Origin of the sequence: Pseudoxanthomonas beigongshangi (assembly GCF_016820515.1) — a bacterium.
Classification (GTDB): Bacteria; Pseudomonadota; Gammaproteobacteria; order Xanthomonadales; family Xanthomonadaceae; genus Pseudoxanthomonas_A; species Pseudoxanthomonas_A beigongshangi.
In genome coordinates this window covers 52,999-75,845 of record NZ_JADHDV010000003.1, presented here as the reverse complement: position 1 = coordinate 75,845, position 22,847 = coordinate 52,999, and the positions used below count along the sequence as shown (strand labels likewise).

Sequence of the window (22,847 nt, the reverse complement as noted above, 5' to 3'; positions counted from 1 at the left end):
TCCTGCTGCTGCTGTCCAGGACGCTCATGTCGCGGGAGCCTGGCCCTAGCGCGACTGGCTGATCCGGAACACATGTCCGTCCGGATGGCGGACATGCATCTCACGCACGCCCCAGGGTTCGTCCGTCGGCGGCCAGGTCACTTCGATGCCGTTCGCCAGGCAGGTGCGGTGGATGCTGTCCACGTCGTCGACCCAGATGGACATCCAGACGCCGCCGGTTTCCACGTGGGGACGGGCGGGATCCTGACGATGGCCCTGGCCATCCAGGCACATGAAGATCTCGCACTCGCCGGAACCGACCGAACCGAAGGTGGGCGGACTGCCCCAGTCCCAGCATTTCTCCCAACCCAGCGCCTTGAACCAGGCGAAGCTCTTTTCCATGTGCGAGACGTTGAGGATCGGGGTGATGTGTTTGGCGTGCATGGGGCGGGGATTCGGGATTGGGGATGACCGGCCTTACGGCCGTCGAAAGCCGGGATTCGGCAGAAGCATGGCAGCTTTTGCCTCCCCTTTGACCAGCCATTGGGCTGTTGAAAGCGGAAAAGGGGGCGGGCACCCGCGAAGCGGGTGACAGGGGATTTTGCTTTGGGTGCGAAGAGCCAATCCCCCTTAGTCCCCCTTTTTCAAAGGGGGAGGAAAAGCCGGATGACTGCCGAGGGAGAGGCAAGAGCCAGATGGTTATTCCGGGGAAACGGCCACCGCCTGATCAGCCCCCTTTGAAAAAAGGGGCGGGCGCCTGCGAAGCAGGTGACGGGGGATTTGCTCTTCGCGCCAAAATCAAATCCCCCTCAATCCCCATTTTTCGCTTTCAGCAGCCAATGGCTGGTCAAGGGGCTGAGTTGGCTTCAATCGTGCCGCAGCGCCGCGATTGGATCCAACTGCGCAGCCTGCCGTGCCGGATATACACCGAAGGCCAGGCCGACCAATGCACAGAAGCCGGCCGAAAGCAGGATCGGCAGCGGAGCCCAGGCGACCTGCCAGCCGGCGAACATCGCGATCAGGTAGGCGAGCACGCCGCCAAACACCAGACCGAGCCCCGCGCCGGCGATGCAGATGACCGTGGCCTCGCGCAGGAACTGGGCGATCACGTCGCGCCGGCGCGCGCCGAGCGCGCGCAGCAGGCCGATTTCGCGGCGCCGCTCCAGCACGTTGGCCAGCATGATGTTCATGATGCCGATGCCGCCGACCAGCAGGCTGACGCCGGCGATCGCGCCCATCACCACCTGGAAGATGCGCTGGGTCTGCTGGTGCTGCTGGAACAACTGCTGCGGCACGATCAACTGGTAGTCCGCCATGCCGGCGTGGCGCTGGTCCAGCACCGCCGCGAGCACGCCGGCGCCGGCCGCCAGCCGGGTCGGATCGTCCAACCGGAGCAGGAACCGATCCACTTCGTCCTCCTGCGGCTGGAAGCGGAAACGGGCACGCGCGCTCGCCAGCGGCACATAGATGCGGTTGCTTTCCGAACCCAGTTGCACGCCCTCGAAACTGTCCTGGCCCAGATCGCGATCGGCCAGCACGCCGATCACTTCCAGCCACACGTGATTGACCTTGATCAGTCCGCCGATCGCGTTGCCTTTGGGAAACAGGTCCGCGGCGGCCTGGTGGCCGAGTACCGCCACCGCCGACAGCCTGGCCTCGTCCTCGGCGCTGAACGCGCGGCCATCGCGGATGCGCAGCGAGGACAGGCCGAACCAGTCGGCGCTGACGCCGCTGGCCTGCGCGTCGCTGCGGCCGATATCGCTGAACACGGTATGGGTGCGGATGGTCTTCTCGGCGGCGTGGCGTTCGGCGCCGGGCACGACACCGCGCGCGGCTTCGGCATCGGCCACGGTCAGGCCGAGGCTGCGCTCGCGTGTCTCCTTCAACGTGTCTTCGTCCTGCGGCTTGGCCTCGGCGATCAGGTTGTGCAGGCCCAGTCCTTCCACCAGCCGCAGCGCCTCGCGGCGGCTGCCTTCGCCGACCGCCTGCATCGCCACGATCGCGCCAACGCCGAAGATCATGCCGAGCAGGGTCAGCAGCGTGCGCAGGCGCCGCCGCCAAAGCTCCTCCACGGCCTCGCGCCAGACGGTCGGCAGGCGGTTGAACAGTCCCTTCAGCGGAGCACCACTCATGCTTTCTTTTCCTGCTTGTCGTCGGCGCCGTCACCAGCCGGCGCGGTGTCCTTGCCGGCGTCTTTCGCGTCGTCCTTGGCATCGTCGCCCGGTACGGGTACTTCGACCTGCGACAGGCGCACCTGATCGCCGGGCTTCAGACCGGACAGCACCTGCGAGCGCGCGGTGCCGCGCACGCCCAGCTTCACCTCGCGGGCGACGTAGTCGCCGCCCTGGCGCAGTCGCACCCAGTGCCGGCCGTCGCGCTGTTCGATGGCGACGTTGGGTACGGCCACCGCATCCTTTGCGTCCAGCAACACCACGTTCGCCTCGAAGCGCTGGCCCGGCAGCAGGCGGTAGCGTTCGACGTCGGCGGTGGGAACCGACGCGCGCATCGACAGGTATTTCACCGGGCTCTCGCGGTTGCGCACCTTGGCGGCGCTGGCGACCCACGACAGCTTGCTCTCGATGCGCTGATCCGGGCGTCCAAGCGGATTGAGCACCACCGTATCGCCGACCTGCACGCCCTGCGCCTCGATCTGCGGAAGATCGATCTCGACTTCCATCGCGCCGGTATCGGGCAGGTTGCCGAATTCGAATCCGGCGCGCAGGTTGGCGCCGACCATGGGCTTGTCACCCGACCAGTTGGCCGACAGCATCAGCACGCCGTCATTGGGCGCGCGCAGCTCCAGGGCATCCAGATCCGACTTGCGACTCTGGGCGTTGATGTCGAAAGTCGCGCGCTGGGCGTCCAGTACCGCCATTTCCGCTTCGCCGCGCACGCCGGATTGATCGCGCCGCCATTGCAGCGTGCCCTGGCGGACCTGCAGGTATTCCTTGTCCTCGATGGCGTCCAGCACCTGGTTGCGCGCCACCGTGCTCAGATCCGCCTCGGCGTAGCGCTGGGCGATGCCCAACTGCACGGCGACCTGCGACAGATCCACTTCCACCCGGCCCAGCGCGGAAGCCAGATCGCCTTCCTTCGCGATCCGCGCCAGCGCGTTGCGCTGCAGATCGATCATGGCCTGGGCCAACTGTTGCTCGCCATCGGGCGAGATGAAGCGCGCCAGCAGATCGCCCTTCTTCACCAGCGAACCTTCCGGCAGCATCCATTCCACCTGCCGTGCGCTCCAGTTCTGGCCGGGCACCATCAACGGCGTGGGCTTGGCCGAACGCAGTTCGCCTTCGCCGCGCACGGCGATGCGCAGATGCCCCGGCGCGACCGTTTCGGTGGCGACCGGCATCTCGGGCTTGCCGCAGGCGGCCAGCGCGCAGGCGAGCACCAGTACTGCTCCGGCATGGCGGAAACGGATCATTTCGCACCTCCGGCGACATCCGGGACGGTTAGCTCCACCCGCACCGCCTGGCCAGGGCGCAGCTTCGCCCTCGCATCGTCCAGGCGAATCTCCAGATCGAGGATGGGCACGGGTTGCACCTGCGACTTGCTGCGCACCGCCCGCCCGATGCTGGCGACCTTGCCGTGGTGGACGCTGCCGCCGCCGCCCTCGATCACGATCCGCGCCGGCACGCCCACCTTCACCCGCTGCAGATCCCGCTCCGGCAACTGCGCGCGCACCGCCAGGGTGGTGGGATCGGGAATCTCGGCGACGGTCTGGCCGCGCCAGACCTGCGAACCGACGTCGAACTTTTCTCCGTTCCAACTGCTCTTGTGCATGATCACGCCATCGCGCGGCGCCGGCAGGTTGAGCGCGGCGATGGAGGATTGCAGGCGGGTCACGTCGGCCTGCGCCTGCTGCAGTTCCGAATTCACCAGCCGCAATTCCTGCTTGCGCTGTTCGGCGGCGGCGCGTTCGGCGACCTGGGCCAGGGCGGCGAGCCGTTCGGTGCGGCGGCGCTCCTCGACCAGCTTGTCGTATTCCAGCGCGGCGATCAGTTCCCGCGGCTGTTCGGTCTTGCGGCGCGCCTTGTCGTGCTTGGCTTCCGCCTCGGCGGTGGTCAGCCGCTGGCTGCGCTCGCGTTCGGCCAGATCCAGGCTGAGGTTTTCCAGCGTGCGTTTCTTTTCCTGCAGCAGGCTCTGCTTTTCGCTCAGCTGGCGGACCAGATCGCTGGTGTCGAAGGCCACCACGACGTCGCCCTTCTTCACCGAGCTGCCGTCCGGCGCCAGTTGGGTGATGTTGAACTGCCACATGCGATCCACCGAAGGCGGTATCAGCTGCGAGCTGCGCTGCGCGTAGACCTCGCCGTCCACGCGCAGGGTGGCGGCATGCGTGGCCGGCAGCGCGCACGCCAGTGCCAGGGCAAACAGGGCGCCACGCGGGGAGTTGAATCGAGCGGGTTTCATCGGCCCCTGCCCCCGTTCGCGGTGGCGGCCGGCGGTCGGGCGATGACCCGCACGCTCATGCCGGGCATCAGCGCCAGCGAGCCCGAGTCCAGGGTGACGTCGACGGTGAAATAACGGCCCTCGCCCCATTCGGGCCGGCGTTCGGGCGCACCGGAAATGAATTCGATGCGGCCCGGGACACGCTTGCCGGGCAGGGCGTCGAAACTCAACTCCACCGGCTGGCCCACCTTCAGGTCGCGCCGATCCGGCTCCAGCGCCCAGGCGCGCACGTTCATGCGTCCGCTGCTGACCACTTCGCCGGCCTTGCTGCCGGGCATGGTCGAGGAACCTTCGTCGATGCGCCCGCCGATCCAGTTGTTGTTGAAGCCGTGCACGACCACGCCATCGCGATCGGCCTTGACCTCGGAGGTCCGCACCATCGCGGTGTGGTAGTCGCGCTCCAGTTCCAGCTTGCGGACCTGCAACTGGCCATCGCTGGTGGCGCGCTGCACGGCGGCGCGCGCGGCGTCCAACTGCTTGCGCTTGAGCGCGGCCTCGCGGGTGGTGCGATCCAGATCGCCCTGGTAGCGGTCGTAATCCAGCGCGGAAATCAGCTCGCGCGGGATGCGCGCGTCGAGCTTCGCGGTGGCCAGTTCGGCTTCGGCGTCGACCAGCTCGGTTTCGGCCTGCACGGCCTTGACCTGCAGTTCGGCCACGTCCTTGGCGTTCTTGGCCAGGGTCTGTTCGATTTCCGCCTCCAGATCGGGAATGCGGCTGGCGGACTGGCCCGGGTCGATGCGCAGGACCACGTCGCCCTTCTTCACCCGTTCGCCCTCGGGCACGTAGTAGCGGATCACCACCGGCGAACTGTTCGACTGCGGGGTGAGGATCTGCTGCGCGTCGATCGCACGGACCTCGCCGGTGAGCACGACCGCGTGCGCGGATACCGCCAGCGCGGCCAGGCACAGGCCGGCGAGCAAGGTCTTACTGCAACGCATCATGCTCGACCCTCCCGTCGCGCAGCTTGACCTGGCGCGGCGCGCGCGCGGCGATGTCGTTGTCGTGGGTGACCAGCACGACGGTCTGGCCGCCGGCATGGACTTCGTCGATCAGCGCCAGCACGTCGGCGGCGCTGCGCGAATCCAGGTTGCCGGTGGGCTCGTCGGCGAGCAGCAGCGCCGGCTGCAGCAGCAGGGCGCGGGCGATGGCCGCGCGCTGCATCTGGCCGCCGGACAGTTCACTGGGCCGATGGTCGCGGCGTTCGGCCAGGCCGACGCGATCCAGCAATGCCATCGCGCGCTCATGGGTGCCGGCCGGCGGCTGGCGGTGGAAGCGCAACGGCAACAGCACGTTCTCCAGCACGGTCAGGCGCGGCAGCAGGTGGAAACTCTGGAACACGAAGCCGATGCGCCGGTTGCGCAGGTCGCTGCTGGCCTCGTCGTCGAACGTGGCAACGTCGCGACCTTCGAACAGGTAGCGTCCCGCATTCGGATGGTCCAGGCAGCCAAGGATGTTCAGCAGGCTGGATTTTCCGGACCCGGACGGGCCGGTGATGGCGACGAACTCGCCGCTGTCGATGCGCAGGTCCACGCCTGCCAGCGCTTTCACGGTCTGCCCGCTCATGGCGTAGTGGCGCTGCACGCCATGCAGTTCAATCATTCCCGCTCCCTCGATGCCCCGAATCGCAACCGACCGCCGCCGGAAGGTAAAGGTTCCCCTATCCCCCGCGGACCGGTGTCGATGCCGTCCGATGTCCCGTTCCAATCCGTTATTTCAACGGACCGGCGCGGGGCGGCAAGTATCTTTGGTCATGGGCACCGCGCGGGTGGCGTGGCCCATGCGCAAGCGTTCGGGGAGCGGGGCTTTCGTATTCAGGGCGAAGGATGCGCGGTCCGGTCCTGCGCCATGAATGCCTGGACCCGGGCGCAGGCCCAGGACAGGCCCGCGCAGGCCAAGCCGATCAGGATCCAGCCGCTGGCCACATCGCCCAGCGCCTGCTGGAACGATGCCCGGACCTCGGCGCCGTAGCGCACGCCCACGATGCCCAGCACGATCACCAGCGTGACCACCAGCCAGCGCGACAGCAGGCGTTCGATGCCGGCCTCGCGAACGGCGGCCTGGCGGGCGACCGACGCCGCGAAATCCATCGGCGGCCCGCTGCGTGGACGCGAGCGCACGGCATGGGCCACGACGCGGTAGTCGCGCGCGAGCGCTTCCAGTCCGGCGTCATCGGCCTGATGGGCGGCACGCAGGCCGCGTTCCTGCTGCTCCCATTCGCTGGGGTCGAACGCCGGTTCCGGGGGCGCGTCCTGGTGGAAGGGGTTCTTGTCGCGGTTGTTCATGCGGGAACTCCGATGCGGGCTTCCAGAATCTCCCGCAACCGTTTGCGGCTGCGGAACAGGTGGCTCTTGATGGTGCCTTCGGCCAGTCCGGTGGAACGGGCGATGTCGCCGATGGGCATTTCTTCCAGATGGTAGAGCGTGAGCAGCATGCGCTGCAGCGGCGGCAGGGCGTCGATGGCGGCGTGCAGATGCGACTGCATGTCCTCGTCGGCCGTCGCCGTCTCCAGGTCGAAGCCGTCGCTGACCCGTTCGGCCGGGGCCAGGCCGTCCTCGTCGTCGCGGATGTCGGCCAGCGGCAGGCGCTTGCGCTCGATGTGCCGCAGCGCGACCGAACAGGCCACCTGCGCCACCCATGACTTCAGGGCGCTGTCGCCGCGATACTGGTGCAGTGATCGGTGGATGCGCAGGAACACTTCCTGGCACAGCTCGCGGGTATCGTCCGGGTGCCGCACGATGTCGTCCACGATGCGCCAGCACAGGCCCTGGTAGGTCCGCACCAGCTGTTCGAAGGCGCCGCGCCGGCCCGCCAGCACGGCCTCGACCAGATCGCGGTCGGCCTGCGGGGCGGTATCGGCAGTGGTGGGCGGGGCGGGCATCGGCATAGGGATACGCCGGAGGGGCGAGCGGTTGCAACCGGCGAAAGTGCAACCGGCGGGCCAGTAGCCGTATCCCAATCGACAACCCATCCCTCCCGGTAACCGCCATGAACTTCGAACTGCTCATCCCGATCACCCTGATCATCGGCATCGTCTATTCCATCAAGACGGTGGTGGATGCCTACACGCGCCGCCGGGTCATCGAATCGCGCGGTTCCGAGGAACTGGTGCGCTCGCTGCTGGTAGGCGAGACCACCCGCCGTCGCCAGGCCTCGCTGCACTGGGGCTGTGTGATGCTGGCGCTGGCGCTGGGCTTCGCCGGGGTGGAACTGATCGGCGCGGAGGAGATCACCCCCGGCACCATCGCGTTGCTGCTGGGCGCGACCGGCCTGGGCAACATCGCCTACTACCTGCTGGAACGCCGCAGCCGCTGAGCCGGCCGCCGCCGCGACTCCGCGGCGGCGTCTCTTCCCTTCACCGGAAAACGACCATGAAGCACTTCCTGGCGGTCGCCGCCGTCTGGGTCGCGACCCTTCCTGCGCCGGCGTCCGCCGTCGATCCGGATTTCGCGCCGCTGTCCCGCCTCATCCAGCAGACCAAGGACGCCACCGGGCATCCCTCCGGCACCGCGGTGGCGGTGGTGAAGGACGGCAAGGTGATCTACGAGGGCTATTTCGGCGAGGCCGACATCGCCGCGCGCACGCCGGTGAGCCGCGACACCGTGTTCTACATCGCCTCGGCGACCAAACCGTTCTTCGCCCTCAACGCATTGCTCAAGGAAGACGCCGGACAACTGGACATGCGCCTGTCGATGCGGGAAATGTTTCCGGATCTGTGTTTCACCGGTTTCGACGCCGACGCGGTGACCCTGGGTGATCTGCTCGTCCATGGCTCCGGCGTGGACAATCCGCCGCTGGCCTGGGCGACCGCGTTCAGCGGCCTGCACGACGCGGCGTCGCGGCGCGCGCTGGTGCGAGTATCGACGGCCGATCCGGAAGCGGCGCACGGCACTTTCAAATACACCAACGTGGGCTACAACATCGCCAGCGTCTGGATGGATACGCGATTCGGCGCGCCATGGCAGACACAACTGGAGAATGCCATCTTCCAGCCGCTGGGCATGCGCCACACCACGGCCCGGATCAGCCGCGCGCAGGCCGCGGGCTGGACGCTGGCCAAGCCCTACTCGATGGCGTCCGAAGACCCGCGCGTGCCGCTGTACCTCACCAAGTCCGACGACACCATGCAGGCGGCCGGCGGGCTGGTCTCGACCGCGCCGGATCTCGCGCGGTTCCTGCTGGCGCAATTTCCGGATGCGCGTGTCGGCGGCCTGCCGGCGGCGACGATCCTGCGTTCGCACCAGACCCGGATCGGGCTGGAGGCGAAGTACCAGGATTTCCAGCGCAGCGGTTATGCCTGGGGCTGGTATACCGGACCCTACAAGGGCCGGACGATGCTGCACCACTTTGGCGGCTTCGCCGGCTTCCACGCCCATCTTTCGTTCATGCCGGCGGAAGGCATCGGCCTGGTCGTGCTCAACAACGAGGACGTACTGGGCGCGCAGCTGACCAACCTGATTGCCGATCACATGTACGGCTTGCTGCTGGGCGAAGTGGAAGTCACAGCGAATTCCGGGCGCCGGTTCGCGGAGCTACAGGCCAAGGCGCAGGCATTCCGACGCGGCACGCTCGCCAAGCGCGAGGAAATCCGCGCGCGTGCCTGGCACCTGTCGCTTCCGCGCGATCGCTATGCCGGCACCTATCATCATGACTTGTTGGGCAACATGGTCGTTGCCCCGGAAGGTCCCGACGGCCTGCGCATCCGCTGGGGCCGGTTGGAGGCGGTGGCCACGGGCAGCGATGAAGCGGATCAGGTGCGCATCGAGTTCGTGCCCAACAGCGGCCAGCTGCTGGCTTTCACCGTGAAGGACGCGCGGGTCGAGTCGATTGCGTTCGACGGCATGGTGTTCCGCAAGACGGACGGCGCGGCGGCCGCGAAGGGTTCCAGGCCGGCGGCGGCCTCGCCGCGCTGACCGGTGTCCGCATCAGCGGCGCGGGGACGATGGAACGGCGCTATTCGCGACGCTTGCGTGGCTTGCGGTGGCGCTTGGTCTCGGTGGCGGCGCGCGGTGCTTCTGCGGTCGCGAGCAGGCCGCCGTCGCTCATCTGTTCCAGCCAGGCCAGTGCGTCGAGGTAGGACAGGAACGATTGCAGGTAGCCGGGCGATTGTTCGCGCATCAGGGTGATCGAACGATGCACCAGCCGGCCGGAATTGAGCGGACCGGCGTCGGTCGGCGCGGCTTCCAGCGATTCGCGCAGTTGGCTCTCGGCGCGGATTCGCGACCAGCGCCGGCGGGCGTCTTCCAGTTGCGCCACTTCCGGGTAGGCGGGGCGCGGCGAATCACCGGCCGCCAACTGCTCGCTGTCGCGTACGGCGGCCTGGTCGGCGATGTGGTCGAGCAGTTCCCGCAGCGCGCTGCCCGCCGGCGGGGCGGGTACGGCCACAGCCCGGCGTATCTGGTCGTCGCTGTCGCGCAGCGTCGCCAGTCGCGCTTCGAGCCGCTGTCGCACGGCATCGCTGCGATCGCCGGCACGACGCGCCAGCGCCTCGGCCAGCAACTGCCGGACGGGCGTGGGTGTCGGGAAGCGGTCGCCGTTATCGCTCATGCGCGCGATCGGGTGCGGCGGCGGCGGCCTTCGGTCGCGGCATCGGGGCGATTTCCACGCGCCGGTTGCGCGCGCGGCCTTCCTCGCTGGTGTTGGAGCTGACCGGCTGTTCGGATCCGAACGCGGCGGCGAACACCGACGACGCGGGCACGCCCTCGGCGATCAGGGTGCGGGTCACGGTAAGCGCGCGATTGGCCGACAGGTCCCAGTTGTCGAGGAACTGGCGGTTGCCGTCGCGCACCTGGCGGTCGTCGGTGAAGCCGCTGACCATCAGGATCTCGTCGCGCGCGCGCAGGTAGTCGGCCAGTGGTCCGGCCAGGCTCTTCAGCAGTGCCTTGCCTTCGGGTTGCAATTGATCCGAGTTCAACGCGAACAGCACGCTGCCGCGGATGCCGATGCGGCCATCGACCAGGGTCACCCTGCCTTCGGCCAGCGGCACCGCCAGCGCCTGTTCCAGCGCCTTGCGCCGCTGCGACTCGAGCTGGCGCTGGCGGACTTCCTCGTCCAGCCGGTGCGACAACTGCATCTGCGCGCCGATCACGCCGACCAGGATCAGCACGAACACGCCCAGCAGCACCGACATCAGGTCGCCGAAGGCGGCCCAGATCGGCGTGCTCGATTCGACCTCGGCCTCGATGTCCGCGCTCATGCGGCTTCCGTTTCAGCGTCTGCCCGGCGACCTGCCAACTGCTGCAGATCCTCGATGATCTGGCGCTGCGCCAGCATGCTCAGGTCGATGACTTCGCGCGCCTGCGCGACGTAGTAGGCGAGCTGTTCGTCGCTGCGGGCGAGCGACTTGTCCAGCGCGGTCTCGACGCCCTGCAGGCGTTCGACCAGGCGGTCGTTCCAGTCGCCGAACTGCTGCACGGCCGCGCCGAAGGCGTCGCCCAGGCTGGCGACTTCGACCGCGCCGGCGCTGACCTGGCTGGCGGCGTCGCCGAGCCGGCCGGTCTCGGCCTCGATGTGATCGGTGAAGCGGGTGCCCACGCGGTCCAGCAGATCCGCCGAGGTGGTGACCAGCGCGTCGATGGCGGTGCGCTGTTCGGTGGAGGCGTGGTTGACCGCGTCCAGCAGGGTCTGCAAGGTTTCCAGCAGGCGGCTGCGTTCCTCCAGCATGGCGGTGTCGCGGACCATGCTGTCGGAGAGCTTCTGGCGCAGTTCGGCGATGACTTCGGCGGCGGCCTTCGGCGCTTCCGAGGCGGCCTGCACCAGCCGGGAGATTTCGGCGATGGTGTCGCGCGCATGCGCCTGGGTCTGCGCGGAAATGTCCTGCGCGGTGGCGGCGAGGGTGTCGCAGATGGCTTGTTGCTGGCGGGCGGCCTGTTCGCCGGTCTGCTCCCAGCGCTGGCCCAGCGCATCGCTCATCGTGCTGAATGCGTCGCTCCAGGCGGACAGGCGTTGCTGGTCACGCGCTTCCAGCGCGGCCTGCAGATCCTCGTGGGACTGCCGCATCCGGTCGACCAGCGAAGCGGCGTGCTGTTCGAAGGTGGCGGCGGCGCCGGCGAGCGCCTGCTGGTTGCGCGTGGCCAGTTCCTCGTTGGCGGCGGCCTGTCGCGACGCGGTGTCGTTCCAGGCCTGCGCGGCGGCGCCGTTGGCGGCGTCGAAGCGCGCGGAGACGCTTTCCAGCAGTTCGGCCGAACGCTGTTCGAAGGTGCCGGCGAAGCGCTCCAGCGAACCGCGCAGATCCTGCACCAGCGCGCCGTTGGACTCGCGCTGTTCGGCCAGCGCCTGCCGCCACAGATCGGCGACCGTGGTGGTGGTGGTGGCGAAGCCGGACGACAGCCCGTCCAGTTGCTGTTGCACGGCCTGGTTGAGGGCGCCATGCAGGGTGGTGGTCTCGCGCGCTATCGCCGACATGGTGGTTTCCATGATCGGTTGCAACGCGGCGCTGGCGGCGCGCGCGCTTTCGCCGACGCTTTCCTTCAGCGAGGTTTCCACCGAGGCGACTAGGCGCGCGTGCACGGCCTCGGTGCGCTCGTGGAATGCATCCTGGCGGGCCTGCAACTGATCGTTGGCGGCGCGGCTCTGCTGCTCCAGCGCGGCCATCATCGCTTCCAGGCGATCGACCAGCGCGGGCATCGCGTCGGTCTGCCGCTGCAGCAGGCGGAACGCTTCCTCGCGCTGGTGCGCCTGCGAGTGCACGCGCAGGGCGGAGGCGATGCCCGCGTCCAGCGATTGCACCGCCAACTGGCGTTCCCGCCGGCACAGCGCCGCCAGCAGGCCGAGCATGGCCGAGGCGGCGACGCCGGCAATCGAGGTGCCGAAGGCGAAACCCAGTCCCTTGACCGGCGCGGCCAGCGACTCGCGGATGGCCTGCAGATCCGCCGCGCTTTCCAGCGCCATGCCGGTGCCGCGCAGGGTGGTCATCATGCCGAGCAGGGTGCCGAGCATGCCGAGCAGCACCAGCAATCCGACCAGGTAAGGCGTGAGCGACGGCGCCGGCAGCGCGGCACGCTCGCCTTCGATGCGCAGGCGCACCGGGTTGCGCAGCGAGGGATGCAGGCGCGCCAGCCAGTCGGCCAGCGCGGTGGGAGGCGCGGACAGATCCTCCACGGCGCCGACGAGGGTGGCGGTGGCCTGCCGGTAGCGGTACAGCTCCCATCCGCCGACGACATAGCAGGCGCCGATCAGCAGGGTGACGGACAAGGCCAGCGGGTTGGCGCCGACATAGCCCACCGCAATCCAGCAGACAGCGGCCAGACCGGCGAGAAAGAGGACGGGAGCGAGCAGGTTTCTGAGCATGTTATCCAGGCAGGTGGGTGCGAAGGGCCGAGAGCAGGCCCTCGGCCGGTTGTAGGCGGACATCCAGTTCGGCGAGCAGCAGGTTCCGCATGTCCCTGCGGAAGCTGTCCAGCCACGCGTCCGAAACGGTCGCGGGCTCGCCGGGTTCGTTGGATGAAGGGGAAGTTGCCGACGCGTTCGCGCGCAGGCGTTCGAAATGGGGGCCGAGCAGGGTGGGCGCGGCGGCCAGCAGCCGGCGTTCGCGGCGGGCCAGTGCGCGTTCCATCGACGCGTCGACGGCGGCCAGGCGCGCCAGTTCCGCCGAGCGCGGCGCCAGCGCGTCGCGCAGGCGGGACCGCAGAAGCCCGATGGCGGTGTCCATGGACTGTTGCAGGAACAGGTAGCGCTGGCGGAAGAACAGGTAATCGGGGAAATCCTCCGCGCCGCCGCGCCGGGCGGCGGGATCGAAGGCGGAGTCTTCGTGGATGGCACGGGTCAACGCGGCGCGCACGCGGGCGCAGTCCGCTTCCACGGCTTCGGCCGAAGCGGGTTCGGCGAAAGGATCGGCCAGCGGATCGGACTCGGACCGGCTGTCCAGCGCGGTGGACAGGGCGACGGCGTGGGTCCAGTCGATCCAGTGGCTCAGCCGGTCCGACAGCGGTTGCGTGGGCGAGGGGACGTCCGTGGCCGTCAGGCGGGCCAGCAGACGGATGAACGTCGGGCCACGAATCGCCGCCCGTTGGGGGGCTTCCAACATTCGATGGGGCTGAAAAAACGCACATTTTACACGGCTTGCGTGAAGCGCTGGCCGAAGCCGCCATCCCGCCGGCCTGGCGGGCGCGGCCGCGGACGGGAGTCCAGGTGGACGATAATCATTTGCGTTTGAAGGTGCCGCTTCTCATAATTTCCGGCTCCCAACCGACCGGAAACCGCAATGCCCGCTCCTGTCCGAGGCCGCCGCAACGGCCTGCTGCTGTCGCTGATGGCGCCCTCCCTGCTGGCCTCCGCCCTGGCCCAGGCCCAGGATTCCGGCGACGCCAGGACCCTGGACAGCGTGCAGGTGGTCGCCGACCGCGCCAGCACGGCGACCAAGACCGACACCCTGCTGACCGAGACCCCGCAGTCCATCGGCGTGGTGACCTCGGACCTGTTCATCGATCGCGGCGCCAACAACCTGCAGGAAACCCTGCGCTACAGCGCCGGCGTGACTGCCGACGCCTGGGGCCTGGATACCCGCGGCGACGCCAGCACCGTGCGCGGCCTGGATCCGGTGCAGTACCTGGACGGCATGCGCAAGCTCTACAACTTCAGCCCGATGGCGCGGCCCGAGGTCTATGGCCTGGAGCGGGTGGAAGTCCTGCGCGGCCCCTCGTCGGTGCTGTACGGCGCCGGCGGCGCGGGCGGCATCATCAACGCGATGAGCAAGCGCCCGAGTTTCCAGTCCGCCGGTGAGATCGGATTGCAGGTCGGCAGTTTCGACCGCCGCCAGCTGCAGGGTGACATCACCGGCGCGCTGGGCGGTTCGGGCAACCTGGCCGGCCGGCTGGTCGGCGTGGTGCGCGATTCGGGCATGCAGACCGATCACATCGACGACGACCGCATCTACCTGGCGCCTTCGCTGACCTGGCGCGGCGAACGCAGCAACCTGACCGTGCTGGCCAGCTACCAGCGTGATCGCACCGCCTCCAGCCAGCAGTTCCTGCCGGTCGCGGCCACCCTGAAGGCGCCGCCGGGCCGTCGGCTGGATCCGTCGACCTTCCTGGGCGACAAGGATTTCGACAAGCTCGACGCGCGCCAGATCAGCGCGACCGTGCTGTTCGACCACGCCTTCAACGACGTGATCACCTGGCGTTCCAGCCTGCGCTACATCGACTCGGAGACCGAGTTCCGCGAGCTGTTCCCGGATACCTACAGCAATCCGGAGAATCCCTTCATCGATGCCGACAACCGCGTGCTCAACCGGCTGTCCTACGGCGTGAAGCCGGACAACCGGATCCTGACCACCGACAACGCGCTGCAGTTCGATTTCGCCACCGGCGCGTTCCGCCACCTGCTGCTGGCCGGCGTGGACTACACCGACTTCCGCGAGGAGGCGCTGAGCTTCTCGGGCGCCGGCACGCCGATCGACATCTACAACCCGGTCTCCACCGGCGTCACCATCCCGGAATGGGGGCGGCTGCCCAACCAGCGCACCACCCAGACCGGCGTCTACGTGCAGGATCAGATCCGCTACGCGGACCGCGTATCGCTCGTGCTCGGTGCGCGTCGCGACCACGTGCGGTCCAAGACCCAGGGCCTGCGCGACAAGACCGACAACGAGACCACCTACCGCATCGGCGTGATCGGCGACATCGGCGCCAACCTGTCGCCGTACATCAGCTACAGCGAGTCGTTCCTGCCGGTGCCGGGCCAGGATCTGTACGGCCGCGCGTTCGAGCCGATGCGCGGCGACCAGTACGAGACCGGCGTGAAGTGGCAGCCGAGCCGCAACCTGTTCGCCACCCTGGCGGTGTATCGCATCACCGAGACCAACCGCCAGACCAACGATCCGGACAACGTGCTGAACACGGTGCAGACCGGTGAAATCGAATCCAAGGGCGTGGAACTGGAAGCCGCCTATGTGTCGGACAACGATTTCACCGTCACCGCCGCCTACAGCCACAACAACGCCAAGGTCACCCGCAGCAACTTCACCCCGGAACTGGGCAAGCGCCTGAACGACACCCCGCAGGATCTGGCCTCGGTCTGGGTCGCCAAGGGCTTCGAGATCGGCGACGGCATGAAGCTGCGCGCCGGCATCGGTGGCCGTCATGTGGGTTCGACCGTCTCCACCGGTGCGAACATCGTGGTGCGCACACCCAGCTACACGCTGGCCGACGCGCTGCTGGAACTGCAGATGCCGTCCTGGACGATGGCGCTCAACGTCACCAACCTGTTCGACAAGGCGTACTACGCGCCGTGCCGCAACTTCGGTGACTGCTTCAGCGGCAATCCGCGCATGGTGACCGGCACCGTCACCTACCGCTTCTGAGGCCCGCCATGCAGCGAAGCACGCTCAAGGCCTGGTTCCTGGTCCACAAGTGGACCAGCCTGGTGTGCACGCTGTTCCTGTTGCTGCTGTGCCTGACCGGCCTGCCGCTGGTGTTCTGGGAGGAAATCAGCCACCTCACCGGCGCCGATCCCGAAGTCGAGGCGGCGGCGCCGGGTGCGCAGCCGGCCAACATCGACGTGCTGGTGGAAAAGGCGCTGGCGAAGTATCCGGGCGACGTGCCGCTGTTCTTCGGCTGGGACGACCATTCGCCCAGCGTCTACGTCAACACCGGCGCGCGGCCGGACACGCCGCCGCCGGAGATGCACACCGCGGTGCTGCACCAGTACACGGGCGAGGTGCTGCCGGCGGCGCAGTTCAACGAAGGGGTGATGTATTTCCTCTACCGGCTGCACACCGACGTCTTCGTCGGCCTGCCGGGCATGTTGTTCCTGGGCGTGATGGCGCTGCTGTTCGCGGTGGCGATCGTGTCCGGCCTGGTGCTGTACGGTCCGTTCATGCGCAAGCTGCCGTTCGGCACGCTGCGGACCGGTCGCAGCCGCCGGCTGGCCTGGCTGGACCTGCACAACGTGCTGGGCGTGGTGACGCTGGGCTGGGCCTTCGTGGTCGGCATCACCGGCGCGATCAACACGCTCGCCGGTCCGCTGGAACAGGCGTGGCAAGCCGATCAGCTCGGCGAGTTCGCCGCGCGCTACCAGGACCGCCCGCGGCCCGGAAAGCTGGCTTCGCTGGACGCGGCGGTGGCGACGGCGCGCGCGTCCGAGCCGGACATGGTGCCGGCGTTCGTGAGCTTCCCGGGCACCGGCTACAGCGGCAACCACCACTATGGCGTGTTCATGCACGGCAACACGCCGCTGACCGAACGCCTGTATCGTCCGGTGCTGGTCGACGCCGAAACCGGCGAACTCACCGCCAAGCCGGAACTGCCCGGTTACATGACCACGCTGCTGCTTTCGCAGCCGCTGCATTTCGGCGACTACGGCGGCATGCCGCTGAAGATCCTGTGGGCGCTGCTGGATCTGCTGACCATCGGGGTGCTGGTGTCCGGCCTGTACTTGTGGTTCAAGCGTGGCAGCACCGAGGCGCGCGTCACCGAAATCGAGCGCAGCGGCCTGGTCGGCAACGGCGAGGCGCAGGCATGAGCCGGGCCCAACGCGGTCCTTCCAGTCCGTTCGTGGCACCGGCGTGGATCACGCTGGCCAGCCTGGTCGGACTGGTCAGCGCGCTGATGGGGGACGGCCTGTTCAATCTGGTGTCGTGGCTGGTGTTCACCGCGCTGGTGGCGCTGGCGATACGCGCCTGGGTCAAACGCGAGCGCGGCCGGCGTTCCTGATCTATCCCGGATCCGAATCGCGCGCGTGCAGGGCGCCTAGTGGCGGCAGCACCGCCTGTACATGGACGGCGCGGGCCTGAGTCGGATCGAAATCGGCATGGCGCCGCTTCTTGACGCGATGCCCGGATGAGGTGGCGTGTCGAACGCCACCCGCTGGCGGCAGAATCAGTTCAGCACGCCGTGCGGCTGGATCCAGCCGCTGGCGATGCCGATCATAACTATCACGATCAGCGCCACCGAGAAGCCGATGCGCCAGGTCAGCGCGTTGACGGTGCGTTTGCTGCCACCGGTGTCGACCAGCATGTAGTACAGGCCGGCGCCGAGGTTGTAGATGATGATGCCGAGAAAGCCGAGGACGAGCAGGAGTTTCATGGACGTGGTCCGGTGAAGTGGGCGCGCGTTCAGCGGGCGCGCGCGGGGGAAGCGGGCATGCACCAGGCCCGCACGGCGATGGCGAGGGTCATCACCATCAGGAACAGGCCGTAGGCGACGGACGTGGCGAGCACCTGTTTCCAGATCGCGCCGGCATTGGGATCGGCGTTGAGGAAACCCCAGTGCATGCCCCAGGCCGACAGCGCGGTGGCCAGCACCAGCGCGATGGTGTCGAACAGGCGCCGGCCGGTACCGCGCGGTTGGCGCGGGTAGATCCAGTACAGCGCGGCCAGGATCGCGAACCAGGGCAGGAACAGGATCAGGGCCAGATTGAGTTCGACCTGCGCGTTCATGGAGTCGGGGCTGCGGGAAGGAGAAGTCTGGAGGGGATCCTAGGCATTGCGGAGCAGTTGTCCAAGAATCAGAATCCCTGCCAGAAAACCGGATCAGATTTGACGCCATGTCGGTAACCGGTTGATTTGGAAGGCTCCCATGAAGCGCTACGAATCCCTGGCCGAGGACATCGCCCGCTCCATCCGTGACGGCCTGCTGCGGCCGGGCCAGCGGCTGCCGTCGGTGCGCCAGACCAGTGCCCGCCGCAAGGTCAGTCCGGCCACGGTATTCCAAGCCTATTACCTGCTGGAAGCGCGCGGCCTGATCCGCTCGCGCCCGCGCTCGGGTTACTACGTGGCCGATGACGCGCGGCCATTGCCACCGGAGCCCGAGCGCGCCTCGCAGCCAGCCGACGGCGCGCGGCCGGTGGACGTCAGCGAACTGGTGTTCGAGGTGCTGGAATCGGCGATGGTCCACGACGTGGTGCCGCTGGGTTCGGCGTTTCCCAGCCCGCTGCTATATCCGCTGGACAAGCTGGGCCGGGCCATGGCCGGCGCCGCGCAATCGCTGGATCCGTGGAGCACGGTGGACGATCTGACCCCCGGCAAGATCCAGCTGCGCCGGCAGATCGCGCTGCGCTACCTGATCGCCGGCGTGCAGGTGTCGGCCGACGAGATCGTCATCACCAACGGCGCGCTGGAAGCGTTGAACCTGTGCCTGCAGGCGGTCACCCGGCCCGGCGATACGGTGGTCGTGGAATCGCCCTGTTTCTATGCCGCCCTGCAGGCGCTGGAACGGCATGGCCTGCACGCGCTGGAGGTGCCCACCCATCCGCGCGAAGGCATCGACCTGGACGCGCTGGCGCAGGCCATCGAACGCCATCGTCCGGCGGCGTGCTGGCTGATGACCAGTTTCCAGAATCCGCTGGGCTGCACCCTGCCGGACGAGAAGAAGCGCGCGCTGGTGGACCTGCTCGATCGTCACGATATCCCGCTGATCGAGGACGACGTCTACGCGGAGCTGTATTTCGGCGAACGCCGCCCGCTGCCGGCCAAGGCGTTCGACCGCGGCGGACGGGTGCTGCATTGCGGATCGTTCTCCAAGAGCCTGGCGCCGGGCTATCGGGTGGGCTGGGTGGCGCCGGGTCGCTACCGGCGCGAGATCGCCCACCACAAGCTGACGTTCTCGCTGGCAACCTCGGCGCCTAGCCAACTCGGCTTGGCCGCGTACCTGGAAAAGGGTGGCTACGAGCGCCACCTGCGGCGCCTGCGCAAGGCGCTGGAACGGCAGCGGCAGGAATACATGGGCGCGATCGCCCGGCACTTCCCCGAGGGCACGCGGATGACCCGGCCGCAGGGCGGCTACTTCCTGTGGGTGGAACTGCCGCCGCAGGTCGATGCGCTGGCCCTGCACCGGCAGGCGCTCGCCCAGGGCATCAGCCTCGCGCCCGGACCGATGTTCTCCGCCAGCCGCGCCTTCCGCCACTGCATCCGCCTCAACTATGGCCATCCGCTGGACGCACGCGCCGAACAGGCCATCACGACCCTGGGCACGCTGGCCACCGCCTTCCTGTCCCCACCTGTGGGAGCGACGTAAGTCGCGAGATTTTCCCTCAGCGGACGATTCCGGCCATCGCGACTGACGTCGCTCCCACAAGGAAAAATTCTCAAATCCTTGGCCCTGCCATCCATAACCCCACTTGTGGGAGCGACGTAAGTCGCGAGTTTTTCCTCAGGGTAAGGTTCCCGCCATTGCAACCGACATCGCTCCCGCAGGGAAAGAAGACTGCAGGACTCTTACAATACCGCCGGCATGCGCAAGATCATCCATATCGACATGGACGCGTTCTACGCGTCGGTGGAGCAGCGCGACGATCCGTCGTTGCGCGGCAAGCCGGTGATCGTGGCCTGGCGCGGCGCGCGTTCGGTGGTGTGCGCGGCCTCCTACGAGGCGCGTACCTTCGGCGTGCGCTCGGCGATGCCGGCGGTGCGCGCCGAACGGCTGTGTCCGGACGGCATCTTCGTGCCGCCGGACTTCGCGCGCTACAAGGCGGTGTCGCGGCAGGTGCGCGAGATCTTCCTGCGCCAGACCGATCTGGTCGAACCGCTGTCGCTGGACGAAGCCTACCTGGACGTGACCGCGCCCAAGACCGACCTGCCTTCGGCCACCGCCATCGCCGAGGCCGTGCGCGCGCAGATCCGCGAGGAAACCGCGCTGACCGCCTCCGCCGGGGTGGCGCCGAACAAGTTCCTCGCCAAGATTGCCTCGGACTGGCGCAAGCCGGACGGCCTGTTCGTGATCAAGCCGGGTCAGGTGGACGCCTTCCTCATCCCGCTGCCGGTGGAGCGGATTCCCGGCGTCGGCAAGGTGATGCTGGGCAAGCTGCACGCGATGGGCATCCGCACCGTGGGCGAACTGCGCGAGTGGTCGCAGATCGAACTGGAACAGCGCTTCGGCAGTTTCGGCGGCAGCCTGTTCCGGCGTGCGCGCGGCGTCGACGAGCGCCCGGTGGAACCGGATCAGCCGGTGCAGTCGATTTCCGCCGAGGACACCTTCGAGCGCGACGTGCCGCTGGCGGACATCGGCGAGGCGGTGCGGCGCCTGGCCGGCAAGACCTGGGAAGCGACCCGCAAGACCGATCGCGTCGGCCGCACCGTGGTGCTGAAGCTGAAGACCGCGCAATTCCGCATCCTCACCCGCAGCTTCACCCCAGAAGCACCGCCGGCCACCCTCGAGGATTTCACCGCCATTGCGCTGGCCCTGCGCGAACGCGTGGACCTGCCGGCCGACACCCTGTACCGGCTGGTCGGCGTGGGCCTGTCCGGCTTCCGCGATCGCGAGGATGTCGTCGAGCAGCCCGGGCTGTTCGAAGACGCCTCGTAACCTGGATTTTTCCTTGTGGGAGCGACGTGAGTCGCGAGCTCTTCCGGAGTTTCCGGCTTTCCGGTATCGCGACTAGGTCGCTCCCACAAGGGAGAAAGGCAACAAGGCGCCCGGCACTCGCGGTCGAGCAGCAAGGATTGTTCGATAAATCTCCGTAACCCGGATGTCTCCCTGTGGGAGCGACGTGAGTCGCGAGCTTTTCCGGAGTTTCCGGCTTTCCGGTATCGCGACTTACGTCGCTCCCACAAGGGAGGGATGGCAAAAAAGAAAAAGCCCGGCGTCTGCCGGGCTTTTTCATGCACGCAATCAGCGCTTGGGCTGGTAGCGCAGGCTCAGGCCGTATTCGCGGCCGGGCTGGTTGTACCAGGCGATGGTTTCGTATTCGCGGTCGAACACGTTGTCGACCTTGGCCAGCAGCGTCCATTCCGGGGTGACCGCGTATTCCAGCCGCAGGTCGGTGGTGGCGAAGCCGCCCAGGCGGGTGGCATTGGTCAGCTCGTCGTAGCGGTAGCCCGCGCCATTGACGGTCGCGCCGACGCGGAAGTCGCCGAATGCGCGATCCACGTCGATGCGACCGGTATTGCGCGCGCGGCGAGGCAGCAGCTTGTCGTTGTTGCTGGCGCTGCGGTTGCGCGGGTCGGTGTGGCTGAGCTGGGCGGAGAGATCCCAGCCGGCCAGGGTGACGTCGACGGTGAACTCGGCGCCGCGGATGCGGGCCTCGTCCACCTGCACCATCGCGAAACTGCTGCCGTCATAGGTGATCAGATCATCGATGCGGGTCTCGTACAGATCCAGCGCCCAGCGCCAGGCGTCGCCGTTCTGGGCGATACCGACATTGAGGCTCTTCGATTTCTCCGGCTCCAGGTCGCGGTTGCCGCTCCACGGGTCGTACAGATCGCTGAAGGTCGGCGCCTTGAAACCGGTGCCGTAGGTCGCGCTGAGCTTGAAGCCGCGCCCGAAGCTCATGCCCCAGCCGAGGTTGCCGGTGGTGTGGTTGCCGAATTGCTCGTTGTCGTCGTTGCGCACGCTGGCCTGCAACTGGTGGGCGCCGAACTTGCCCTGGTACTCGATGAAGCCGGCGGTGTTGCGGCGGCTGTCGGCGGCGTAGTCGGTGGTGCTGTCGAGGTGGTCGATGTACCAATCCGCGCCGACGGTCAGCAACTGATCCTGGCCCAGGCCGATGTCGGCCTGCGCGCTGGCGGTGTTGCGGTGGGTGTTGTGGGTGCTGTCGTGATCGACTTCGTTACGGTAGTTGTCGGTCTCGTTGTCGCTGCGGCCGATGTTGACGGTCAGGGCGAAGCGGTCGGTCGGCACGTAGCGGACCTTGCCATTCAACACCTGCTGCACGTTCTCGGTGTAGTTGTAGTAGCCGTCGTACCGGTTCGCGCCTTCGGCGCGCAGCGCGCTGGCCTCGGCGGTCAGCGTGTCGGTCAGCTTGTAGCCGCCGCGCAGGCTGGCAGAGACGTTGCGGTAGCCGTCGCGGTCAGGTTCGTCGGCGTAGCAGCCGCGACCCTGCGATACCGAGCCGCGGCAGGCATTGATGCCATCGGTGCGCTGGTAGGCCGCGTCCGCACCGAACCAGCCGCGTTCGCCGCCGCCACCGAAACCGGCGCTGGCCTGGCGCAGGCCGTTGCTGCCGCCGCCGATCTGGAAGTGCGGCGAGTAGGTGCCCTGGTTGCGGCGGGTGAAGATCTGGATCACGCCGCCGATCGCCTCGGAGCCGTACAGGCTGGAGTTCGGGCCGCGCACGATCTCGATGCGATCGATCTGCGCCAGCGGCAGATCCGGGATGGCGGCGGCGGCGAAATCGGCCGAGTTCACCCGCACGCCGTCGATCAGCACCAGGGTGTGGCTGGAGTTGGTGCCGCGCAGGAACAGCGAGGTCTGCTTGCCCGGGCCACCGGCATTGGTCAGGTTGATGCCGGCGCGGCCGCGCAGCAGATCCTGCAGCGAGGTCGCCTGGCTGCGCTCGATGTCGGCGCGGTCGATGACCTGCGCCGGCGCCAGGCTGTCTTCCAGCGCGATCGCGGTGCGGGTGCTGGTGACGACGACTTCGTCCAGTTCGGTGGCGGCGTCCTGGGCGAGCGCCAGGCCCGGCAGCGCCAGGGCGACGGCCAGGGACAGGGTACGGATAGATGGCATTGCAATCGGCTCCATGCGCCGCGCGCTCCCGCGCGGCAT

The 22,847-nt window shown here is 68.0% G+C and carries 22 protein-coding genes; 7 read left to right on the top strand and 15 right to left on the bottom strand.

The annotated features are described in order from the left end of the window. Positions 1-45: 45 nt before the first annotated feature. The 8 genes from IQ458_RS03005 to IQ458_RS02970 all read right to left on the bottom strand — a co-directional run bounded on the left by IQ458_RS03005 (position 46) and on the right by IQ458_RS02970 (position 7,315). Positions 46-423, bottom strand: a complete 378-nt coding sequence (locus tag IQ458_RS03005) for a bleomycin resistance family protein (RefSeq protein WP_183640801.1) — start codon at positions 421-423, stop codon at positions 46-48. A gap of 422 nt (positions 424-845) precedes the next feature. Continuing rightward, positions 846-2,111, bottom strand: a complete 1,266-nt coding sequence (locus tag IQ458_RS03000) for an ABC transporter permease (protein WP_183640803.1) — start codon at positions 2,109-2,111, stop codon at positions 846-848. Next, on the bottom strand, positions 2,108-3,406 hold the full coding sequence (locus tag IQ458_RS02995) for an efflux RND transporter periplasmic adaptor subunit (RefSeq protein ID WP_203321872.1): 1,299 nt from the start codon (positions 3,404-3,406) through the stop codon (positions 2,108-2,110). The genes IQ458_RS03000 and IQ458_RS02995 overlap by 4 nt, the downstream gene beginning before the upstream one ends. Further along, entirely contained in the window at positions 3,403-4,392 is a 990-nt protein-coding gene (locus IQ458_RS02990; RefSeq protein WP_183640807.1) for an HlyD family secretion protein, read from the bottom strand. The genes IQ458_RS02995 and IQ458_RS02990 overlap by 4 nt, the downstream gene beginning before the upstream one ends. Then, positions 4,389-5,372, bottom strand: a complete 984-nt coding sequence (locus tag IQ458_RS02985) for an HlyD family secretion protein (RefSeq protein ID WP_203321871.1) — start codon at positions 5,370-5,372, stop codon at positions 4,389-4,391. The genes IQ458_RS02990 and IQ458_RS02985 overlap by 4 nt, the downstream gene beginning before the upstream one ends. Beyond that, positions 5,356-6,030 carry an ABC transporter ATP-binding protein gene (locus tag IQ458_RS02980; protein ID WP_203321870.1) on the bottom strand — a complete coding sequence of 225 codons (675 nt, stop codon included), beginning with the start codon at positions 6,028-6,030 and terminating at the stop codon, positions 5,356-5,358. Before IQ458_RS02980 ends, IQ458_RS02985 begins: the two co-directional genes overlap by 17 nt. A 212-nt stretch (positions 6,031-6,242) precedes the next feature. Then, positions 6,243-6,713 carry a hypothetical protein gene (locus IQ458_RS02975; RefSeq protein WP_203321869.1) on the bottom strand — a complete coding sequence of 157 codons (471 nt, stop codon included), beginning with the start codon at positions 6,711-6,713 and terminating at the stop codon, positions 6,243-6,245. After that, entirely contained in the window at positions 6,710-7,315 is a 606-nt protein-coding gene (locus tag IQ458_RS02970) for an RNA polymerase sigma factor (RefSeq protein ID WP_225562483.1), read from the bottom strand. Before IQ458_RS02970 ends, IQ458_RS02975 begins: the two co-directional genes overlap by 4 nt. Before the next feature lie 101 nt (positions 7,316-7,416). Between IQ458_RS02970 and IQ458_RS02965 the strand changes: the two genes are divergently transcribed. Further along, on the top strand, positions 7,417-7,743 hold the full coding sequence (locus IQ458_RS02965) for a hypothetical protein (protein ID WP_203321868.1): 327 nt from the start codon (positions 7,417-7,419) through the stop codon (positions 7,741-7,743). A 56-nt stretch (positions 7,744-7,799) separates the two neighbouring features. After that, entirely contained in the window at positions 7,800-9,341 is a 1,542-nt protein-coding gene (locus IQ458_RS02960) for a serine hydrolase domain-containing protein (RefSeq protein WP_203321867.1), read from the top strand. A 40-nt stretch (positions 9,342-9,381) separates the two neighbouring features. Here IQ458_RS02960 and IQ458_RS02955 read toward each other — a convergent pair whose 3' ends face one another. The 4 genes from IQ458_RS02955 to IQ458_RS02940 are packed head-to-tail and all read right to left on the bottom strand — an operon-like array spanning position 9,382 to position 13,453. Continuing rightward, the gene (locus IQ458_RS02955) at positions 9,382-9,975 is read right to left on the bottom strand and encodes a DUF2894 domain-containing protein (RefSeq protein WP_203321866.1); all 594 of its coding nucleotides are present in this window, start codon (positions 9,973-9,975) and stop codon (positions 9,382-9,384) included. Further along, positions 9,965-10,624: an OmpA family protein gene (locus tag IQ458_RS02950; protein WP_203321865.1), complete on the bottom strand. Its 660-nt coding sequence runs from the start codon at positions 10,622-10,624 to the stop codon at positions 9,965-9,967. The genes IQ458_RS02955 and IQ458_RS02950 overlap by 11 nt, the downstream gene beginning before the upstream one ends. Beyond that, positions 10,621-12,717 (bottom strand): DUF802 domain-containing protein, encoded by a 2,097-nt coding sequence (locus tag IQ458_RS02945; protein ID WP_203321864.1) that lies wholly within the window; start codon positions 12,715-12,717, stop codon positions 10,621-10,623. The genes IQ458_RS02950 and IQ458_RS02945 overlap by 4 nt, the downstream gene beginning before the upstream one ends. Position 12,718: 1 nt before the next feature. After that, the gene (locus IQ458_RS02940; protein WP_203321863.1) at positions 12,719-13,453 is read right to left on the bottom strand and encodes a DUF3348 domain-containing protein; all 735 of its coding nucleotides are present in this window, start codon (positions 13,451-13,453) and stop codon (positions 12,719-12,721) included. 177 nt (positions 13,454-13,630) lie between these two features. Between IQ458_RS02940 and IQ458_RS02935 the strand changes: the two genes are divergently transcribed. From IQ458_RS02935 to IQ458_RS02925, 3 genes are read left to right on the top strand one after another with little or no spacing between them, the layout of a single operon-like run. Next, complete coding sequence (locus IQ458_RS02935) at positions 13,631-15,727, top strand: TonB-dependent siderophore receptor (RefSeq protein ID WP_203321862.1); 2,097 nt, start codon at positions 13,631-13,633, stop codon at positions 15,725-15,727. An 8-nt stretch (positions 15,728-15,735) separates the two neighbouring features. Beyond that, positions 15,736-16,887 carry a PepSY-associated TM helix domain-containing protein gene (locus tag IQ458_RS02930; RefSeq protein WP_203321861.1) on the top strand — a complete coding sequence of 384 codons (1,152 nt, stop codon included), beginning with the start codon at positions 15,736-15,738 and terminating at the stop codon, positions 16,885-16,887. Further along, on the top strand, positions 16,884-17,078 hold the full coding sequence (locus IQ458_RS02925; RefSeq protein ID WP_192199115.1) for a hypothetical protein: 195 nt from the start codon (positions 16,884-16,886) through the stop codon (positions 17,076-17,078). The genes IQ458_RS02930 and IQ458_RS02925 overlap by 4 nt, the downstream gene beginning before the upstream one ends. 165 nt (positions 17,079-17,243) lie before the next feature. Here the strand turns inward: IQ458_RS02925 and IQ458_RS02920 are convergent, their stop codons facing one another. Together IQ458_RS02920 and IQ458_RS02915 are read right to left on the bottom strand one after the other, a co-directional pair. After that, positions 17,244-17,450: a twin transmembrane helix small protein gene (locus tag IQ458_RS02920; protein ID WP_203321860.1), complete on the bottom strand. Its 207-nt coding sequence runs from the start codon at positions 17,448-17,450 to the stop codon at positions 17,244-17,246. 29 nt (positions 17,451-17,479) lie between these two features. Then, a complete protein-coding gene (locus IQ458_RS02915) occupies positions 17,480-17,803 on the bottom strand; it encodes a hypothetical protein (protein WP_192199116.1) in 324 nt (107 codons plus the stop codon). 139 nt (positions 17,804-17,942) lie between these two features. On the opposite strand from IQ458_RS02915, the gene IQ458_RS02910 reads away from it, so the two are divergent. Continuing rightward, complete coding sequence (locus IQ458_RS02910) at positions 17,943-19,379, top strand: aminotransferase-like domain-containing protein (protein WP_203321859.1); 1,437 nt, start codon at positions 17,943-17,945, stop codon at positions 19,377-19,379. A gap of 216 nt (positions 19,380-19,595) precedes the next feature. Beyond that, on the top strand, positions 19,596-20,666 hold the full coding sequence (dinB, locus tag IQ458_RS02905) for a DNA polymerase IV (protein WP_203321858.1): 1,071 nt from the start codon (positions 19,596-19,598) through the stop codon (positions 20,664-20,666). Positions 20,667-20,972: 306 nt separating this feature from the next. Here the strand turns inward: dinB and btuB are convergent, their stop codons facing one another. Next, the gene (gene btuB, locus IQ458_RS02900; protein WP_235996600.1) at positions 20,973-22,808 is read right to left on the bottom strand and encodes a TonB-dependent vitamin B12 receptor; all 1,836 of its coding nucleotides are present in this window, start codon (positions 22,806-22,808) and stop codon (positions 20,973-20,975) included. Between the last annotated feature and the right edge of the window lie 39 nt (positions 22,809-22,847).

Excerpts from the sequence above, each read along its gene's own strand:
- IQ458_RS03005 (WP_183640801.1), bottom strand. The coding sequence starts at position 423 with ATGCACGCCAAACACATCACCCCGATCCTCAACGTCTCGCACATGGAA.
- IQ458_RS03000 (WP_183640803.1), bottom strand. The coding sequence starts at position 2,111 with ATGAGTGGTGCTCCGCTGAAGGGACTGTTCAACCGCCTGCCGACCGTC.
- IQ458_RS02995 (WP_203321872.1), bottom strand. The coding sequence starts at position 3,406 with ATGATCCGTTTCCGCCATGCCGGAGCAGTACTGGTGCTCGCCTGCGCG.
- IQ458_RS02990 (WP_183640807.1), bottom strand. The coding sequence starts at position 4,392 with ATGAAACCCGCTCGATTCAACTCCCCGCGTGGCGCCCTGTTTGCCCTG.
- IQ458_RS02985 (WP_203321871.1), bottom strand. The coding sequence starts at position 5,372 with ATGATGCGTTGCAGTAAGACCTTGCTCGCCGGCCTGTGCCTGGCCGCG.
- IQ458_RS02980 (WP_203321870.1), bottom strand. The coding sequence starts at position 6,030 with ATGATTGAACTGCATGGCGTGCAGCGCCACTACGCCATGAGCGGGCAG.
- IQ458_RS02975 (WP_203321869.1), bottom strand. The coding sequence starts at position 6,713 with ATGAACAACCGCGACAAGAACCCCTTCCACCAGGACGCGCCCCCGGAA.
- IQ458_RS02970 (WP_225562483.1), bottom strand. The coding sequence starts at position 7,315 with ATGCCGATGCCCGCCCCGCCCACCACTGCCGATACCGCCCCGCAGGCC.
- IQ458_RS02965 (WP_203321868.1), top strand. The coding sequence starts at position 7,417 with ATGAACTTCGAACTGCTCATCCCGATCACCCTGATCATCGGCATCGTC.
- IQ458_RS02960 (WP_203321867.1), top strand. The coding sequence starts at position 7,800 with ATGAAGCACTTCCTGGCGGTCGCCGCCGTCTGGGTCGCGACCCTTCCT.
- IQ458_RS02955 (WP_203321866.1), bottom strand. The coding sequence starts at position 9,975 with ATGAGCGATAACGGCGACCGCTTCCCGACACCCACGCCCGTCCGGCAG.
- IQ458_RS02950 (WP_203321865.1), bottom strand. The coding sequence starts at position 10,624 with ATGAGCGCGGACATCGAGGCCGAGGTCGAATCGAGCACGCCGATCTGG.
- IQ458_RS02945 (WP_203321864.1), bottom strand. The coding sequence starts at position 12,717 with ATGCTCAGAAACCTGCTCGCTCCCGTCCTCTTTCTCGCCGGTCTGGCC.
- IQ458_RS02940 (WP_203321863.1), bottom strand. The coding sequence starts at position 13,453 with ATGTTGGAAGCCCCCCAACGGGCGGCGATTCGTGGCCCGACGTTCATC.
- IQ458_RS02935 (WP_203321862.1), top strand. The coding sequence starts at position 13,631 with ATGCCCGCTCCTGTCCGAGGCCGCCGCAACGGCCTGCTGCTGTCGCTG.
- IQ458_RS02930 (WP_203321861.1), top strand. The coding sequence starts at position 15,736 with ATGCAGCGAAGCACGCTCAAGGCCTGGTTCCTGGTCCACAAGTGGACC.
- IQ458_RS02925 (WP_192199115.1), top strand. The coding sequence starts at position 16,884 with ATGAGCCGGGCCCAACGCGGTCCTTCCAGTCCGTTCGTGGCACCGGCG.
- IQ458_RS02920 (WP_203321860.1), bottom strand. The coding sequence starts at position 17,450 with ATGAAACTCCTGCTCGTCCTCGGCTTTCTCGGCATCATCATCTACAAC.
- IQ458_RS02915 (WP_192199116.1), bottom strand. The coding sequence starts at position 17,803 with ATGAACGCGCAGGTCGAACTCAATCTGGCCCTGATCCTGTTCCTGCCC.
- IQ458_RS02910 (WP_203321859.1), top strand. The coding sequence starts at position 17,943 with ATGAAGCGCTACGAATCCCTGGCCGAGGACATCGCCCGCTCCATCCGT.
- dinB (WP_203321858.1), top strand. The coding sequence starts at position 19,596 with ATGCGCAAGATCATCCATATCGACATGGACGCGTTCTACGCGTCGGTG.
- btuB (WP_235996600.1), bottom strand. The coding sequence starts at position 22,808 with ATGCCATCTATCCGTACCCTGTCCCTGGCCGTCGCCCTGGCGCTGCCG.